The sequence below is a fragment of the Methanocrinis sp. genome (genome assembly GCF_049974945.1).
Lineage (GTDB): Archaea > Halobacteriota > Methanosarcinia > Methanotrichales > Methanotrichaceae > Methanocrinis.
The window spans coordinates 1-14,613 of sequence record NZ_JBNGCU010000047.1 but is presented as its reverse complement, the minus strand read 5'-3'; the positions used below and the strand labels follow the sequence as shown (position 1 = coordinate 14,613).

Genomic DNA, 14,613 nt, shown 5'->3' with positions numbered 1-14,613 from the left:
TATTTGGATGGACCGAATCATCTAAAAATCTTCCGTCAACTGCGTAAGTCCTAAAGTATTATCCATGCTGTACTGAAATTATTTATCAGGTCGTTGCAGATCCTCAGAGAAGGTGGAGAGAAGGGGATTGAAAAGGAGTGAGAAAAGGGGGGATAGATGGTGAAGAATGGCGGGACAGACCGGCCCCACCTCAAAGGAGACCGCCGATCGCATCTCCCGCCCCACCCCCCTTCACCTCGCCGCAGGAGAGGATATGACGTAGGGCCTCTTTGCTGTGGTGAAATCCCCGGGACTGTACCCCTCCGTCGAGAAGGCCTCCTCCCTCAGCTCGATCACCTCCCCATCCTTGCTTAGGGTGAGGTCGGTCAGGTGGAGCCGGGAGGGGGTCTGCTTCATGATGAACTTGATGGGGTTGAAGGAGAGATATACCATCTGGGCACCCTCGTCCAGGGAGGTGGCCACCTCCCTCCTCTCGATCTCAAATCCGTCGTCGTCGACGAGCCTTCCTGCAACCTGGTAAGATCCCGGGATCTGGACGGCGACCTCGACCCCGATGACGATCGAGTCGGGCTTCTCCCCACCTTCAGCAGTCGAGTTGCGCGTCAGATCGGAGAACTCGCCGGTGAACCGGGCCGATTGGGGCTGGAAGTCCTCGGGACACTTCAGGATGGTTATGTTCCCCTCGTACCGATCGACGATATCCCCCTCGCCGCTGTAGAGGAAGAGGTTCTCAAGGCGCAGAGGGCCGCATCTGCCCCTGCTCTGGATATCGCTCCCCTTGACGCAGATCTCTATCGACCCGTCGTCGGAGAGCTGCTCCGTGCTGCCGAGCCAGCCTATCGCAGAGCCGTTCCCGTCCAGGAGGCTCCCCTCGACCCGATACTCGCCGGGGGCGGTGACGTCGATCCCCACCCCGACACAGAGCTCCTCGTAGAGGCCGTCTCCGTCTTCGTCGATCAGCTCCGTCGTGCTCTCTCCGGTGAGGGACGCCCCCGCCACGGTGAGGCTGACGGGGATGGTGAACCGATCCTCGTCGGACCGGACCTGGATGTACCCCTCCAGCCCTCTGCTCGATGCGTTGGAGGGTACGGTGACCGCAGCGTTGACCGTACCTTCAGTCCCGGAGTCGAGCCGCTCGGGCCCCGTCGCCGAGACCCACGACCAGCTCTCCTGGACGTAGAAGGTCGCCTCCAGCTCGAAGGGCTCTCTCGCCTTCGTGGTCACGTGATACCCGTATACTATCGCGCTCCAGACTCCAGGAGCGGGGCTGGTGGCCCCCACCACCTCCGCGACCTCTCCCCCGTAGGAGACGTCCACCGGCCTTCCGTTCTCGTTGAAGAGGAGGAGGGCGAGGTCGCTCTCGGGATCGTCCCAGCTGAGCCTCACCCCGAGCCGGGTGACGTTCGCCGGAACCTCTATCGGCACCGCCCAGATCACCTTGTCCCCGATCGAGTCGGTCCAGACCTCCTTCTCGACCTTCTCCATCATCCCCACATAGGTGACGTTGGCGAGGGCCGGACCGCCGTTTCTGAGGCTGAAGGCGGCCTCCTTCGTCTCGCCCGGACCCGCCAAGCCGACGGACCACCTTTTGGGCGTGCTCGCGAGCAGTGTCCTCTCCACCTCAATGACGTAATCGGCCTCTCCAGTTATATTCCTCGCGTGGGTCGCCACCAGCCACTTGCCCGTAGGAGGGGTCTTCACCGAGACCGTCTCCACCGTTCCATCCTGGCTGGCGGGCTGGTACTCGCTGGTGGGAGAGAGGAGGAAGAGGTCCAGGTCGTGCTCGCCCTCCCACGATAAGGAGCACTTCAGCTCGTCGGTGCTGGTCGGAACGTCGACGTAGCGGTAGTCCCATTCGCCCTCAGCGAGCGACCCCACGGCCGAGCCCCGCCCTTCCGTCATCTCCATCGGCTCTGCCACCTCGATCGTTGTGGGGATGGTGAGGATCCCGCTCCCGTTCTCGGATACGTCGATCGAGCCGCCGTACCGGCCGGGCTCGGCGCCCTCCGGCACGCTGACCGCCACCCCGAAGACCCTCTGGCCGTTGGCCGGGATCTCTCCGGGCAGGGGCTGGATCTCAATCCATCCGGCAGTTGGACCCGATGCCGTGGTGGTGACGTTCGAGAGCCCCCGGTCGGTGAAGAAGAGTAACCGGGAGTTCCAATCCACGTCCCCGGGTGCGAGGGCGTACATCTTCTTCTGGAACCGATCGGCACCGGTATCGAGGCTCCCGTATACGGTTTCCTCTCCGGTTATCCAGAAGTCTCCGTAGACCCACCTGCCCGCAGACCAGCGGTCCGGAAGGGCGCTGCAGAGCCGACCCTCGTCAAGAAGATCGAAAGATCTCTCCGCGTCCAGGAGGCCCGCCCCCTGGTAGTAGGCCTCATACTCCTCGTTCTGGCTGTTATTCAGCTTCACGGCGCCCCTGGTCAGGGCCGCCTTAACCCCCGCGGGGGTGAGGTCCGGCTCCGCCTGGATCAGCAGCGCCGCGACCCCCGCCACCACCGGGGTCGAGAGGCTCGTCCCCGAGGCCGCAGCGTAATAGTTGTCGATCTTCCCCTCGATCTCGACGGTCGTGGGCACCGTCGAGACGACGTTCACCCCCGGGGCCACCAGGGTCGGTTTGTTCCTGCCGTCCCGGAGGGGGCCCGACCCGCTGAAGGCGGCGATCCGGTCGTCGCAGTCGGTCGCCCCCACGGTGATCACCTTGACCCCGTCCCCGGGAGACTCGACGCATCCGAGACAGACCGAGGAGGCGACGAGCATCAATAAGAGAAGCCTCTCGTCCAGGTTTCCCGCGGCCACGCAGACGACGGTCCCCGCGTCCATGGCGTTGTCTGCAGCCATCGATATGGGGGGGTTGCTCTCGCCGAGGTTGAGCCCTCCGAGGCTCATGGTCAGGACGTCGGCGCCGTTCTCGACTGCCCAGTCGATCCCGGCTATGATATCGGAGATCGCGCCCGAGCCCTGGCTGTCGATGACCCTCACGTTCAGAAGCCCGGCCCCGGGAGCCACCCCCACGTACTCTCCGCCGGAGGCGGTCCCCGAGCCCGCAATGAGCCCGGCCACGGCGGTCCCGTGGCCGAGGAGGTCGTCGGTCGTCCTCTCAGAGTCGACGAAGTTGATCTCCCCCACCACCTTGCCGGCCAGGTCAGGGTGGTTCTCGTCGATCCCCGAGTCCAGCACCGCCACCAGCACACCGGAGCCGTTTATCCCCCGGTCCCACAGGGGCCTCGCGTTCACTCTGTCCGCGGCGCAGAAGGTCTCCTCGCCGGCGGTGAGGTTATCGGGCTGGGCCACGGTCACAGATCCGTCGGGGTAAACCCCCAAAACAGCCGGGTCGTCGGCCAGCTCCCGAAGGGCCGACCTGCTGGCATATCCGCTGACCCCGTTTATGATGGAATAGGTGCGCGTCACCCTCAGCCCCTCAAGATCTCTTCTCGCCCCGTCTTCGAAGATCACGATCACGGGCATATCCTCTCCGGGCTCGTCCTCGATAATCAGATCAAAGGCCGCATCCATCGACCCGACGAGATCTGTTGAGATCTCCTGCTCAGCCGATGAGGATGCCGCCGTCAGGACGAGCAAAAGGCCGATCACCAAGATCGGTCTCCATCTATCTGCGTCCATAAGTCTAACCACTCCCACTGGACGCCATCGGCCGGTCAAAAGGGCCGAAGCGTATCAGATTCCCCGTTTGGTAGATAATGCTAAATAAACCTGTGGATTTTCTATCCGCGATGATCATCAGCTGGCTGGCCGCCAACATCCTCTGGATCGCCCTTCTCCTCCTTCTGGCCTCGGCCCTCTCGGGTCGGCGGGCCCTTTCGGGCCTGGGCTGGGCGCTCTTCGGGGTCCACTGGCTGAAACAGCCTGCCCATTACCTGGCCATCGGCGACCATTTCAACGTCGGCCTCACCCTGGCGGTGGCCCTCTTCTCCTTCTACCTCTCCTGGATCATCCTCGCCAGGAGATGCCACTCTCGCTCCTGCTACTGGGCAGGATCGGCGGTGGCGATAGGCGGCTTCGCCTACTTCCCCTTCGCCGAGATCGCGCCCCTCAGGGAATGGCTGATCGGCGGGACCGCCGAGCTCACCCTCGCCCTCCTGAACTCCTTCGGCGTTCCGGCGATCGCGACCGGCGGAGGCTTCATCACCCTTTACGGCCACTCCGTCCAGATCATCCTCCCCTGCACCGCCATCGAGAGCATGGCCCTCTTCGCAGGAGTGGTCCTCTCGGTCCGGGCACCCCTCAAAAGAAAGGTGGCGGCCCTCCTCGCCTCCGTCCCGGTGATATACGCCCTGAACCTCTTCCGAAACATCTTCGTGGTGATGGCCTACGGGGAGGAGTGGTTTGGAGAGAGCAGCTTTTACCTCGCCCACCACGTCATCGCCAAAGCCGGGTCTGCCGTCGCCCTCTTCGCCATAGCCTACGTCGTCTTCATGCTCCTGCCGGAGCTTCTAGAGATGATCGACGAGCTGGCCACCGATCTGAGACGGGGCGGAGGTGAGCCGGCCTGAAGCTTGCGAGAAGCTCCGGCCCCTGGGTGGGAGGGCCCCTCCTGGCCGCGGTCCTCTTTTTGGGCCTCGGGATGGAGCTGCTATCGGGGGCGGCCCTCGTCCTCTCGGCCTTCATGGTCTTCTTTCATCGGGACCCCGAACGGGTTCCCCAGGGCGAGGGGATGATCTCTCCCGCCGACGGACTGGTGGTGGAGGCGTCCTCTGAGAAGGTGGCCATATTCATGAACCCTTTCAACGTCCACGTCAACAGGTCTCCTCTGGAGGGGAGGGTGGCCAGGATCGAGCACTCGGACGGAGGCCACCGGCCCGCCTTCTTTCGGTCGGCGTCGAAGAACGAGCGGAACCTGATAGTCCTCGACACCCCTGAGGGGATGGTCCGGATGACCCAGATCACCGGGGTTCTGGTGAGGAGGATCGTCTGCTACGTCCGGCCCGGCGAGTTCGTGGAGGGGGGGCAGAGGATAGGTATGATCAGGTTTGGGAGCAGGGTGGAGTTTTCCGTCCCTCCCAGCTACGGCCTCAGGGTGGCGGAAGGAGACGAGGTGCGAGCCGGAGAGACGGTGGTTGCGGTGAAGGAGAGATGACCGGCATCATAGGGCTCGTCCGGCTCCCCGACGGGGCATCCATACTCAACGCTTCTCTCGGCTTCGGCTCCATCCTCGCTGCGGCGGAGGGGAGGCTTGCCGCGTCGGCGGCGCTGATCCTCCTGGCCATGGCCGCCGACGGCCTGGACGGCCTTCTCGCCCGGAGGCTGGGAGACGGACCTCTGGGGGTCCAGATCGACTCCCTGGCGGACGTCGTATCCTTCGGGGCGGCTCCGGCCTATCTGGCCTGGTCGGCCTTCGGTTCTGGTTTCGGATCTGCTTTTTCGATCTTGGGCCCATTTTACCTTGCCTGCGGGATCCTCCGGCTCGCCCGGTTCAACGTGACGGCAAAGAAGAACGGCGAGTTTCAGGGTATGCCCATCCCCGGGGCGGGGGCCTTCGTTGCCGCCAGCATCTTTCTGGACGGCCCTCTGCTCACGGCCTTTCTGATGGTCTCGATGTCTTTTTTGATGATCAGCACGATCCCGTATCCCAAGCTCAGAGACCCGAGGTTCGTGCCCCCGGTTCTGGCGGTGGGGGCGGCCGCCGCGGCGGCCTGGCACCAGGGAGATCTTCGCCTATCGGCGGGGATCGTATTTTTAGCCCTGGCCGGATATCTCACCTCACCATTGGTGATCGAGATATGCCGACGAAGAGGGAGACTGCCGCCTTCGAGGCGGGGATAAAGCTGGGGGCGATCTACCACCAGTTCGTGGGCTCGCCGGTATCGACGGAGACGGCGGAGAGCTTGGAGACGGCGATGAGAGAGAGCATCTCCCTGCAGCCTCACGTGCGATCCGTCTCGGTGGAGATCGACCGGGATATGCTGGCGAGAAACTTTTTCGGGTACGGCGAGCTGGCGGGAAAGATGATCAGAGCCGAGGTGGAGATCGATTATGAGGGGGCGAGGGTGAGGGCGAAGCTCGAGTACGACCCCGAAATGAACTATCCTCTGATGAGCCTTCTGGACTGAGGGAGAAGCCTGCTCACCGAAAATAGGAGGACTCCGCTCACCACCATCCCCAGAAGGGGCCATCTCTCGCCGAAGAGGAGAGCGGCCCCGCCTCCACCCAGGAGGGCGGCGAGGGCACCCTCGGGGGTGAGCCGGAGCTGCTCTCTCCAGAACCCCGCCAGAAGGGGGACGATCAGCCCTCCCGCGAAGACGGTGTAGGCCGAGAGGAGGGATGCCGTGATCTCGGGCAGGCGGAGGGCAGAGAGGAGGGCGAGGCCTCCTATCAGCACCGTCCCGCCCCTTGAGATCCCCATCATCTCCCTCTCTCCCGCCCCGGGTCTCCTGGCCCTGTAGAGGTCGAGGGCGAAGATCGATGTCGCCGTGAGGAGGGTGGTGTCCGCCGAGGAGATGAGGGCAGAGAGGAGGGCTGCGGCGACGAGCCCCTCTCCGGCGGGCGAGAGGATCTCGGCCATGAGGACGGGGAGGGCCTCCTCGGGGCCGATCCCGGGAAAGAGGTGCCGGGCGGCGATCCCAAGCCCGGTTATGACGAAGGCGAGGGGGAGGAGGAGGAGGGCTGCGGCCAGGGCGGAGAGCCTCGCCGTCCTGGGCCTCTCGGCCGAGAGGAGCCGGGAGTAGATGTCCGGACCCGCGAGATAGGTCGACCCCACCACCAGAACGAGGCCCAGGACGTCGGTCCCGCCCCTGGCAGCAGAGGTCGGAAAGCTCGCCTCCGCCAGGATCTCGGGGCCGACGAGGGAGAAGGCCCTAGCCGAGACGACGGCGAGCCCGGCCAGGAGGATCAAAAGCTGCAGCGCGTCGGTCTTCACGATCGACCTCTGGCCGCCGAGAGCGGTGTAGGCGACGAAGACGGCGGCCGAGGCGATCATGAAGACCTCCTGGCCGGGGCCGAAGAGGACGGCCAGAAGCTTTCCCGAGGCGACGATCTGGGCCGCCACGACCCCGATCCAGGAGACGAGGATGAGGGCCGAGGCTGCGAGCCTGACCCGCTGGTCGTACTCTTCGCCCATCAGCTCCGGGAGTGTGTAGCAGCCCGCGGCCCTCACCCTCTCAGCCAGGAAGAACGATAGGATGAGGAGGCCTGACGTCCCGGATATGAGCCACCAGGCTCCCGTCATCCCCTCGCTGAAGCCGAGGCCGGCCATCCCCAGGGTGGAGGAGGCCCCCAGGATGGTGGCGGTGAGGGTGGCGGTGAGGAGGGCCGGTCTCAGGCCCCTTCCGGCAAGAAAGAAGCTCTCCAGGCCGCCCGAGCGGCTCGCAGCTTTGGCCCCGACGGCCATCATGGCCAAGAGGTATGCGATCAGCACGAGCCCCGTCAGGCACGTATCGTCAACCATGTTGGGCATCGAAGGTTTACGAGATGATAAGCCTTCTCATATCAGGGCCCTCGTATCCAAGCTCTAAATACTATCAGCCTCGATATGCGCCCGATGACTCTGGCAGACCCCTTCGGCCGGAAGGTGACAGGCCTGAGGATAGCGATCACCTCCCGGTGCAATCTGAGCTGCCTCTACTGCCACCGCGAGGGCGAGGAGACGGGCCTTTCCGGACGGCGCGAGATATCTGATGACGAGATCGTGAACGTGATCTGGGCCGGGGTCGACCTCGGCGTGAAACGGATAAAGCTCACCGGAGGCGAGCCGCTGATGCGGGCCGACCTCGAATCGATACTGGAGAGGCTGCCTGAAAACCTGGAGATCTCTCTCACCACCAACGGGACTCACCTCGTCGGGAGGGCTCAATCTCTGGCCGAGGCGGGCCTGGACAGGGTCAACGTCAGCCTCGACTCCCTCGACCCCCTGGTCTACTCCCAGATCACCGGTGGGACCGAGGCCGACCATCACAGAGTCTTGGAGGGGATAGAGGCCGCCGTCGAGGCGGGGCTCGTTCCGGTCAAGGTGAACATGGTGGTCCTGAAGGAGAATGAGGGAGAGGTCTGGGATATGGTGAACTATGCCAGGGATCGAGGGGTCATCCTCCAGCTGATCGAGCTTCTGGACCTCCAGGGTCGCGGCATCGGCGGGGACCTCTCCCGGATCGAGGAGGTGCTTGAGGGCCGGGCGGAGAGGATCGTCACGCGAGATCTTCACCGGAGGCGGAAGTACTTCATCGACGGCGCCGAGGTGGAGGTGGTCAGGCCGATCGACAACACCGAGTTCTGCGCGAACTGCAGCCGGCTCCGGGTCACCTCCGACGGAAAGCTGAAGCCCTGCCTCCTCCGAAACGACAACCTGGTCGACCTCAACTCCGCCGATCGAGAGGAGACGAAGAGGCTGATCGAGCGGGCCACCCTCCTTCGAAGCCCCTACTTCTGCGAAGGTCGGAAGCCCTACCGATGACCGGCCCTTCGGAGCCGAAGGGCTTCTCCGCTGGCGTCGCTCTTCAGGGCTTCAGACTTCAAAGCCTCATCATGTGCTGGTAGCCCCGCGGCTCCAGCGCCCTTATTTCCGCATCGGACTCGATCACCATCACCCTCTCCTCCAGAACTTCTCCTATGACGGTGAGTTCGCAGGCCTGCCTCGCCTCATCGATCCTCTCCGGCCTCACGGTGAAGACCAGCTCGAAGTCGCCTCCGGCGGTGAGGGCGAGGTCGAGGGCGTCGTCATCATCCTCGGCCACCCTGCCGACCAGGGGATCGACCGGGATCTCGTCCTCCCGGACCAGAAAGCCGACGCCGCTCGCCTCCGAGAGGTCGAAGAGGGATAGGGCGAGGCCGTCGCTGTTGTCCATCATGGAGGTGACGGACCGTGAGAGGGCGAGGGCCCGCCCCTCTCTCACCCTGGGGCTCGGCTCAAGAAGCCTCCTGGTCAGGGCTCGGAGGCCGGGATCTCCGATCCCCTCCCCCCCCTCCTCCGCCGCCAGGGCGACCCTGAGGCCAGCGCCCGCCGACCCCAGGGTCCCCGACGTGCAGAGGAGATCTCCGGGCACTGCGCCCATCCGGCGGAGGACGAGCTCCTTCTCGACCCGGCCCAGGGCGGTCCCCACCAGGGTCAGCTCGTCGTGAGAGTCGATGTCGCCGCCCAGGACCCGCGTCCCAAATCGAGAGGCGCAGCCCTTCATCCCTCGAAAGATCTCCTCGACGAAGGAGACCTCCGTCTGCGGCGGGATTCCAGCGGCCACCAGCAGGCCGAGAGGGACGGCCCCCATCGCCGCCACGTCGCTTAAGTTCACCGCGACGGTCATCCAACCGATCTGCCAGGGGGTCGCGATCCCGGGAAAGTCGGCCCTCCGGTGGAGCATGTCCGTCGTCCAGACCAGATATCTCTCGCCGTCCTCCGCCAGGGCGCAGTCGTCTCTCTCCCCGATCTCCAGGATCTCGGTGATCCTTCCCACCAGCCCCCGCTCCCCCAGATCAATGCATCTTCGGGTCATCTCTCACCGCCTGTATCTCCTATCCCCTCTCCGATATCATAAGACTTGTTACTTCAGGAGTTCATCATCAGTACGGCACGGTCCTAACCCGATATTTTAACGCTTCGTCGAATAAAACAGAGATTAAATCTTTATACTGGAGATGCAGTCTACCATCGCAGGGAGGAAAATCAGCAATGTATAAAAGCCTGATAATGTTATTGGCAGTCTTCCTGCTCTCCGCGGGAATGGGACTGGCAGATGGAATGAGCGAAGAGGAGATCGCAGACGAGGTCGCCACGGTCGAGTTCACCGGAGTTGCGACGGAGCTGTTCGTGGGCGAGATGCCCGGCGCTCCCACCTTCTGGGCCGTCGAGGTGGCCTCCGATGAGGAGAACAACTTCTGCAGCGAGATCGTCAACGTCACCGTCTTCCAGGCGACCCCCGGTCCCTGGGGAACCTTCGACGAGAACGTCTCCGTCGGCGATTCGGTCGAGGTCTTCGGCACCCCCATAATGGACGAGAGCGGATGCATCGCGGCCGTGACCCTTCAGGGATCCCAGGAGTACCGCCTCGAGCTCGCCGAGGAGGAGACCGAGGTCGTCGAGGACAACGCAGTCGTCGAAGATACCGAGGACGAGACTGAGGATGGCGAGGTCGTCGAGGATGACACGGCCGTCGAAGATACCGAGGACGAGACTGAGAATGGCGAGGTCGTCGAGGGCGACGCGGTCGTCGAAGATACCGAGGACGAGTAAGCCTCAGAAGATAGCGTCCAACTAGTTTTTGAGAACGGGACTGGTCGGACGTGGTGAGCTCCTTCACCACGACCCTCCATCCGCTTTCCGTCAACCGATCTTCGACTTCTTATGCTCATTCCCGATCTTCGGGGCGAAGTTGAAATTTTGATAAAAGGTTTCAAGTATCGGACGATGCCTTCTCCTCTTGGAGCTACTTGAATGGCATCTCCTCTGAAACCTTCGATTCGAGACCTCGACCCTAGAGGGTCGAGCCTCCTGATCCGGGAGAGGGCGGTCGATCCCGACTTCGTGATCCTGGACGTGCGGACCCCGCGGGAGTATGAGATGGGCAGGATCGAGGGCTCGGTGAACATCGACTACCACTCGCCCGGCTTCGAGGCGGAGCTGGAGAGGCTCGATCGAGAGAAGACCTACCTGGTCTACTGCCTGGTGGGGATCAGGTCGAGGAACGCGGCGGATATGATGGAGGAGCTCGGCTTTGAAGACCTAGTCAACATGGTCGGCGGGATCAGGCAGTGGCACCGAGAGGGCCTCCCCATAATAGTAGGCCGATAGCCCGATATAGCCGGGCCGACTCCACCCCCTCATGCGCTTTGGAATTGTGGTCACCGATCCCGAGGACTGGACTGCGAGGGCGATCAGAGACGGCTTTTCGAGACAGGGAGCAGAGTCGGTCTATCTGAACTTCTCTTCGCTCGCCGCCAGAATCGGGCCCGACCTCCGCCTGCGAGGAGATGGGACCGATCTTCTGGAGCTCGACGGCCTGGTGGTAAGGGACCTGGGGAGGAGCGGCTCCGCCGACGTGGCCTTCCGGTTCGAGGCCCTCTCCGCCCTCCAGGAGCTGGGCCTATCAATCGTAAACCCCCCCTCGGCGATATCGAGGGCGGCAAACAAGTTCGCCACCTCCATCGCCCTCCACCAGGCCGAGATACCTCATCCCAGGACCCTGGTGACCACGAGCCTCTCTGCCGCCGCCGAGTTCGTCGCCGAGCACGGCCGAGCGGTCTCTAAGCCCCTCTTCGGCTACAAGGGCCGGGACCTTCTCCTCCTGACCTCCGACGACCCGGGCCCTCTTCAAGAAATCCTCGCCAAAAGCGGGGTCGTCTACCTCCAGGAGTTTCTCGAATCGACGGCGCCGACGCCTCGGGACATCAGGGTCTTCGTGGTTGGAGAGAGGGTGGCCGGAGCTATCTACAGGGTCGCACCTCAGGGAAGCTGGATCAGCAACCTCTCCCAGGGGGGCGCGCCCGAGAGGTGCCCCCTAAGGGATGAGATGGAAGATCTGGCCCTGAGGGCTAACGGGGCGGTGGGGACGGTCTACAGCGGGGTCGACCTGATCGAGACGGTCGAGGGGCTCGCGGTTTTGGAGGTGAACGGGACCCCCTCGGGCCGAGGAGTATTCCAAGCCTGGGGGATCGATGCGGGCGAGATGATCGCGGCTCACATCCTCGAAAGGCTGAAGGTGTAGGGTTCGGGTCAGCCGGATCGCCGGTCAGGGGAACGGTTATCTACAATGCAACTTCAGGGGCAGATCATGTTCACCATACTCACAGGCTCTCAGTTCGGGGACGAAGGGAAGGGGAAGGTGGTCGATCTCCTGGCTGAGAATTACGATATAGTGGTCCGGTTCCAGGGCGGGGACAACGCGGGCCACACCGTCATCGTCGGGGATAAGACCTACAAGCTCCACCTCACCCCCAGCGGCGTCGTCTTCGGGGCGAGGCTTCTCATCGGTCCCGGGGTCGTCCTCAACCCCAAGGTCCTCATGAGCGAGATCGAGGCGCTGGAGGCCGAGGGCATTAAAGTCGACCTGGGGATCGACGCCAAGACCTCCATCATCATGCCCTACCACATCGCCCTCGACGAGCTGCGGGAGCAGGGGAGAAAGGAGAAGATCGGGACGACGAAGAGGGGGATCGGCTACGCCTACATCGACAAGTTCAGCCGGGACGAGGTCCAGATGAAGGACCTGACCGACCCCGCTCTCCTGGAGGCGAAGCTCGATGAGATCGGACCCGCGCGGGAGAAGGCGATCGCAGACCTGGGCGGCGACCCCTCGGTGGTCCGGGACCCGGCCCTCATCGGCGAGTACCTGGAGATCGGCCGCGCTCTGGCCTCCAGGGTCGCTGACGTCTCCTACGAGATCAACCTCGCCCTCGACGAGGGCAAGAAGGTCCTGGCGGAGGGGGCCCAGGGAGCCTTCCTGGACGTCATCCACGGGACCCAGAAGTTCGTCACCTCGTCTTTCACCACCGCCGGGAGCGCGTGTGCGAACTTGGGCGTCGGGCCCGCCAGGGTCGATAGCGTGGTGGGGATCGTCAAGGCCTACATGACCCGGGTCGGCGAGGGGCCGATGCCCACAGAGCTCGAAGACGAGGTCGGCGCTCACCTCTCCAAGGTAGGCAAAGAATTCGGGACCACCACCGGCCGCCCCCGGAGGTGCGGCTGGTTTGACGCGGTTCTTGCGAAGAAGTCGATGTACCTGAACGGCTACACCGAGATCGCATTAACCAAGCTCGACGTCCTGGGTGGCCTGGACCCGATCAAGATCTGCACCGGCTACGAGCTGGACGGCGAGGTCCTCGATTACCCGCCGGAGAGCACCGTCGAGTTCGCCCGCTGCCAGCCCCTCTACGAGGAGATCGGAGGCTGGACCGAGGAGATCAGCGGGGCGAAGTCCTACCAGGCGCTGCCTCAGGCGGTCAAGGATTACGTGGAGAGGATCGAGGCGCTTCTGGGGGTCAAGATCACCATCGTATCGCTCGGGCCCGGAAGGGAGCAGACGGTGAGAAGAGGGTGAGGGCGGGAGTCCTCCCCGTCCTACAAATTTCCTGGCCATATTTTTATTCTAATCAAATTATGCCACCGGCGGCGCGGCACTGGGGCGGCTGTTTGCCAACCATCTGATTGTTTAACCGGCATTTCGCATTAACGGTTTGAACGCTCACCAATTTTCCTGCTATCGATTTTTTGAGAATCGATATCATTCGACGCATTATTAAGGTCGGATCAGGCTAGCGCCATAAAGACTTAGAATATAATGGGCGCTTTTTTATAAGAAACTGGATTGTTAATGCGGTGTTAACATATTCAAATAAAATTATTATTTACAATAATTGAGTATTTGATTTGATTTTCTGCACAACATGCTAAGCTAAAAATTCTTAATTTTTCACAGCCTGCCTGCGGAATGCCGGATATCACCATCAGCAGCTAAGGCCAGCCCGCGGGTGGTCTCCGCCGCATGGAGTATATTTTAGAGATTATTTTAACTATTCGATAATGTGGATGCCGCTCGTTCCGTCGGCAAGCTGGCGGATGAAATCGATTCCCCTGCCGATCTGTGGCGGCTCTCTCTCCGCCTCACGGAAAAACGCGCGCGGAAGCCTTCGAGAACCGCGACCGCCGCCGCTCGGTCCGCCCTCTCGTCTTCGCCCGACAGATCCGGGATGCGGGATCGGGTCTCTGCTCTCCCATCTTCTGGCCTATCTTGAGTGCGCCGCCCGGCGCTTCTGCGCCGGGCGGGAGGGCTGCGGGGATGGATGAGTGTCGAGGTGGCAGCCGGTTGATCTCACCGCCCCGTGAGTACGGCCGCCGGGGCGGTCTTCGCCGCAGGGAATATATTTCAGATAGTATTTTAACTATTCAATATTCCGATTATCGTCTCGACGACGTCGCCGACCTTTTCAGCTCTGAGACGTCCGGCGCGGTACATTATTATCCTGCTGTCTGCGGTGAACAGCCGGTTGGGCCTGACGTTGCTCTCTTTCTTGAGCGACCCCTCTTCGAAGTCGGCATCGCTTATCCCCACCGCGTACCTGTCCCTGAAGTGTCGGCTGGTAATTTGACAGAGGATCCTGTCGTCTCCTTCAAGCTCTGCAACCACCAGGGCAGGACGCCTCTTGGCCTGGGCGAGATCGGAGAACGGAAAGGGCACAACGACGACATCGCCCTTCACAAATCTTCCCAAGCTTCATCCTCCTCGGGGGCTAGCCACTCCTCGACGAGAATGGGCTCGCTCAGAATTGCCTCCTCGATCCCCCTCTTGGAGGATTTGTCCTTCAAAAAGCGTACGAAATCGAGGACCTCCTTGAGATAAGGCTCGGGAAAGACCTCTATCTCTCGGAGAATCAGTTCCTTCGTCTTCATGCCAGCGAACTTATAATTCTCCTTCAGTAAAAGACTTTCTCCGATCCCCGACGGCCTTCGGCTTTTAGCCTCCGGGGGGGGTCGCCATCCGGCCGTCGGGTCGATCGGGCTATCGCCGGGGCCGGGGGGGGCGATCACCGCCGGCAGTAGTATATTTCCGATATTATTTTAAACTTTGCCGGGCCGGGAAAAGGATATAAATCGGCGCGGAGCCAAAGTAGACCTTCAGCTATGTTCTCCGAGTACATCCAGGCAGCCCTCGCCCGAGCAGAGCGCGA

At 62.7% G+C, this 14,613-nt stretch carries 14 protein-coding genes; 9 read left to right on the top strand and 5 right to left on the bottom strand.

Annotated features, from left to right (window positions below):
- Positions 1 to 231: 231 nt before the first annotated feature.
- Positions 232 to 3,630 carry a S8 family peptidase gene (locus ACP5EL_RS06100; protein WP_428401609.1) on the bottom strand — a complete coding sequence of 1,133 codons (3,399 nt, stop codon included), beginning with the start codon at positions 3,628 to 3,630 and terminating at the stop codon, positions 232 to 234.
- A gap of 110 nt (positions 3,631 to 3,740) precedes the next feature.
- Here ACP5EL_RS06100 and artA point away from each other — a divergent pair, with 110 nt between their 5' ends.
- Genes artA through ACP5EL_RS06080 form a run of 4 tightly spaced genes read left to right on the top strand, consistent with a single transcriptional unit; the run spans position 3,741 to position 6,077 of the window.
- Positions 3,741 to 4,520 carry an archaeosortase A gene (gene artA / locus ACP5EL_RS06095; RefSeq protein ID WP_428401608.1) on the top strand — a complete coding sequence of 260 codons (780 nt, stop codon included), beginning with the start codon at positions 3,741 to 3,743 and terminating at the stop codon, positions 4,518 to 4,520.
- Between the two features lie 26 nt (positions 4,521 to 4,546).
- A complete protein-coding gene (locus ACP5EL_RS06090) occupies positions 4,547 to 5,104 on the top strand; it encodes a phosphatidylserine decarboxylase (protein WP_428401607.1) in 558 nt (185 codons plus the stop codon).
- A complete protein-coding gene (gene pssA, locus ACP5EL_RS06085; protein WP_428401606.1) occupies positions 5,101 to 5,790 on the top strand; it encodes a CDP-diacylglycerol--serine O-phosphatidyltransferase in 690 nt (229 codons plus the stop codon). The genes ACP5EL_RS06090 and pssA overlap by 4 nt, the downstream gene beginning before the upstream one ends.
- Entirely contained in the window at positions 5,748 to 6,077 is a 330-nt protein-coding gene (locus ACP5EL_RS06080) for a dihydroneopterin aldolase family protein (protein WP_428401605.1), read from the top strand. The genes pssA and ACP5EL_RS06080 overlap by 43 nt, the downstream gene beginning before the upstream one ends.
- Here the strand turns inward: ACP5EL_RS06080 and ACP5EL_RS06075 are convergent.
- Positions 6,050 to 7,411 (bottom strand): sodium:solute symporter family protein, encoded by a 1,362-nt coding sequence (locus ACP5EL_RS06075; protein WP_428401604.1) that lies wholly within the window; start codon positions 7,409 to 7,411, stop codon positions 6,050 to 6,052. The genes ACP5EL_RS06080 and ACP5EL_RS06075 overlap by 28 nt on opposite strands.
- 93 nt (positions 7,412 to 7,504) lie before the next feature.
- On the opposite strand from ACP5EL_RS06075, the gene moaA reads away from it, so the two are divergent.
- A complete protein-coding gene (gene moaA / locus ACP5EL_RS06070; RefSeq protein ID WP_428401603.1) occupies positions 7,505 to 8,413 on the top strand; it encodes a GTP 3',8-cyclase MoaA in 909 nt (302 codons plus the stop codon).
- Between the two features lie 58 nt (positions 8,414 to 8,471).
- Here the strand turns inward: moaA and thiL are convergent, their stop codons facing one another.
- Positions 8,472 to 9,446 (bottom strand): thiamine-phosphate kinase, encoded by a 975-nt coding sequence (thiL, locus tag ACP5EL_RS06065; RefSeq protein ID WP_428401602.1) that lies wholly within the window; start codon positions 9,444 to 9,446, stop codon positions 8,472 to 8,474.
- 200 nt (positions 9,447 to 9,646) lie between these two features.
- On the opposite strand from thiL, the gene ACP5EL_RS06060 reads away from it, so the two are divergent.
- The 4 genes from ACP5EL_RS06060 (at position 9,647) to ACP5EL_RS06045 (ending at position 12,986) form a co-directional block, all read left to right on the top strand.
- The gene (locus ACP5EL_RS06060) at positions 9,647 to 10,183 is read left to right on the top strand and encodes a hypothetical protein (protein ID WP_428401601.1); all 537 of its coding nucleotides are present in this window, start codon (positions 9,647 to 9,649) and stop codon (positions 10,181 to 10,183) included.
- Positions 10,184 to 10,384: 201 nt separating this feature from the next.
- Positions 10,385 to 10,741 (top strand): rhodanese-like domain-containing protein, encoded by a 357-nt coding sequence (locus ACP5EL_RS06055; protein ID WP_428401600.1) that lies wholly within the window; start codon positions 10,385 to 10,387, stop codon positions 10,739 to 10,741.
- Between the two features lie 31 nt (positions 10,742 to 10,772).
- Entirely contained in the window at positions 10,773 to 11,654 is an 882-nt protein-coding gene (locus ACP5EL_RS06050) for a RimK family alpha-L-glutamate ligase (protein ID WP_428401599.1), read from the top strand.
- A gap of 66 nt (positions 11,655 to 11,720) precedes the next feature.
- Positions 11,721 to 12,986: an adenylosuccinate synthase gene (locus ACP5EL_RS06045; RefSeq protein ID WP_428401598.1), complete on the top strand. Its 1,266-nt coding sequence runs from the start codon at positions 11,721 to 11,723 to the stop codon at positions 12,984 to 12,986.
- Between the two features lie 837 nt (positions 12,987 to 13,823).
- Here the strand turns inward: ACP5EL_RS06045 and ACP5EL_RS06040 are convergent.
- Both ACP5EL_RS06040 and ACP5EL_RS06035 read right to left on the bottom strand, forming a co-directional pair.
- Entirely contained in the window at positions 13,824 to 14,156 is a 333-nt protein-coding gene (locus ACP5EL_RS06040) for a type II toxin-antitoxin system PemK/MazF family toxin (RefSeq protein ID WP_428401597.1), read from the bottom strand.
- Positions 14,141 to 14,335 carry a DUF2281 domain-containing protein gene (locus tag ACP5EL_RS06035; protein WP_428401595.1) on the bottom strand — a complete coding sequence of 65 codons (195 nt, stop codon included), beginning with the start codon at positions 14,333 to 14,335 and terminating at the stop codon, positions 14,141 to 14,143. The genes ACP5EL_RS06040 and ACP5EL_RS06035 overlap by 16 nt, the downstream gene beginning before the upstream one ends.
- Positions 14,336 to 14,613: the final 278 nt, after the last annotated feature.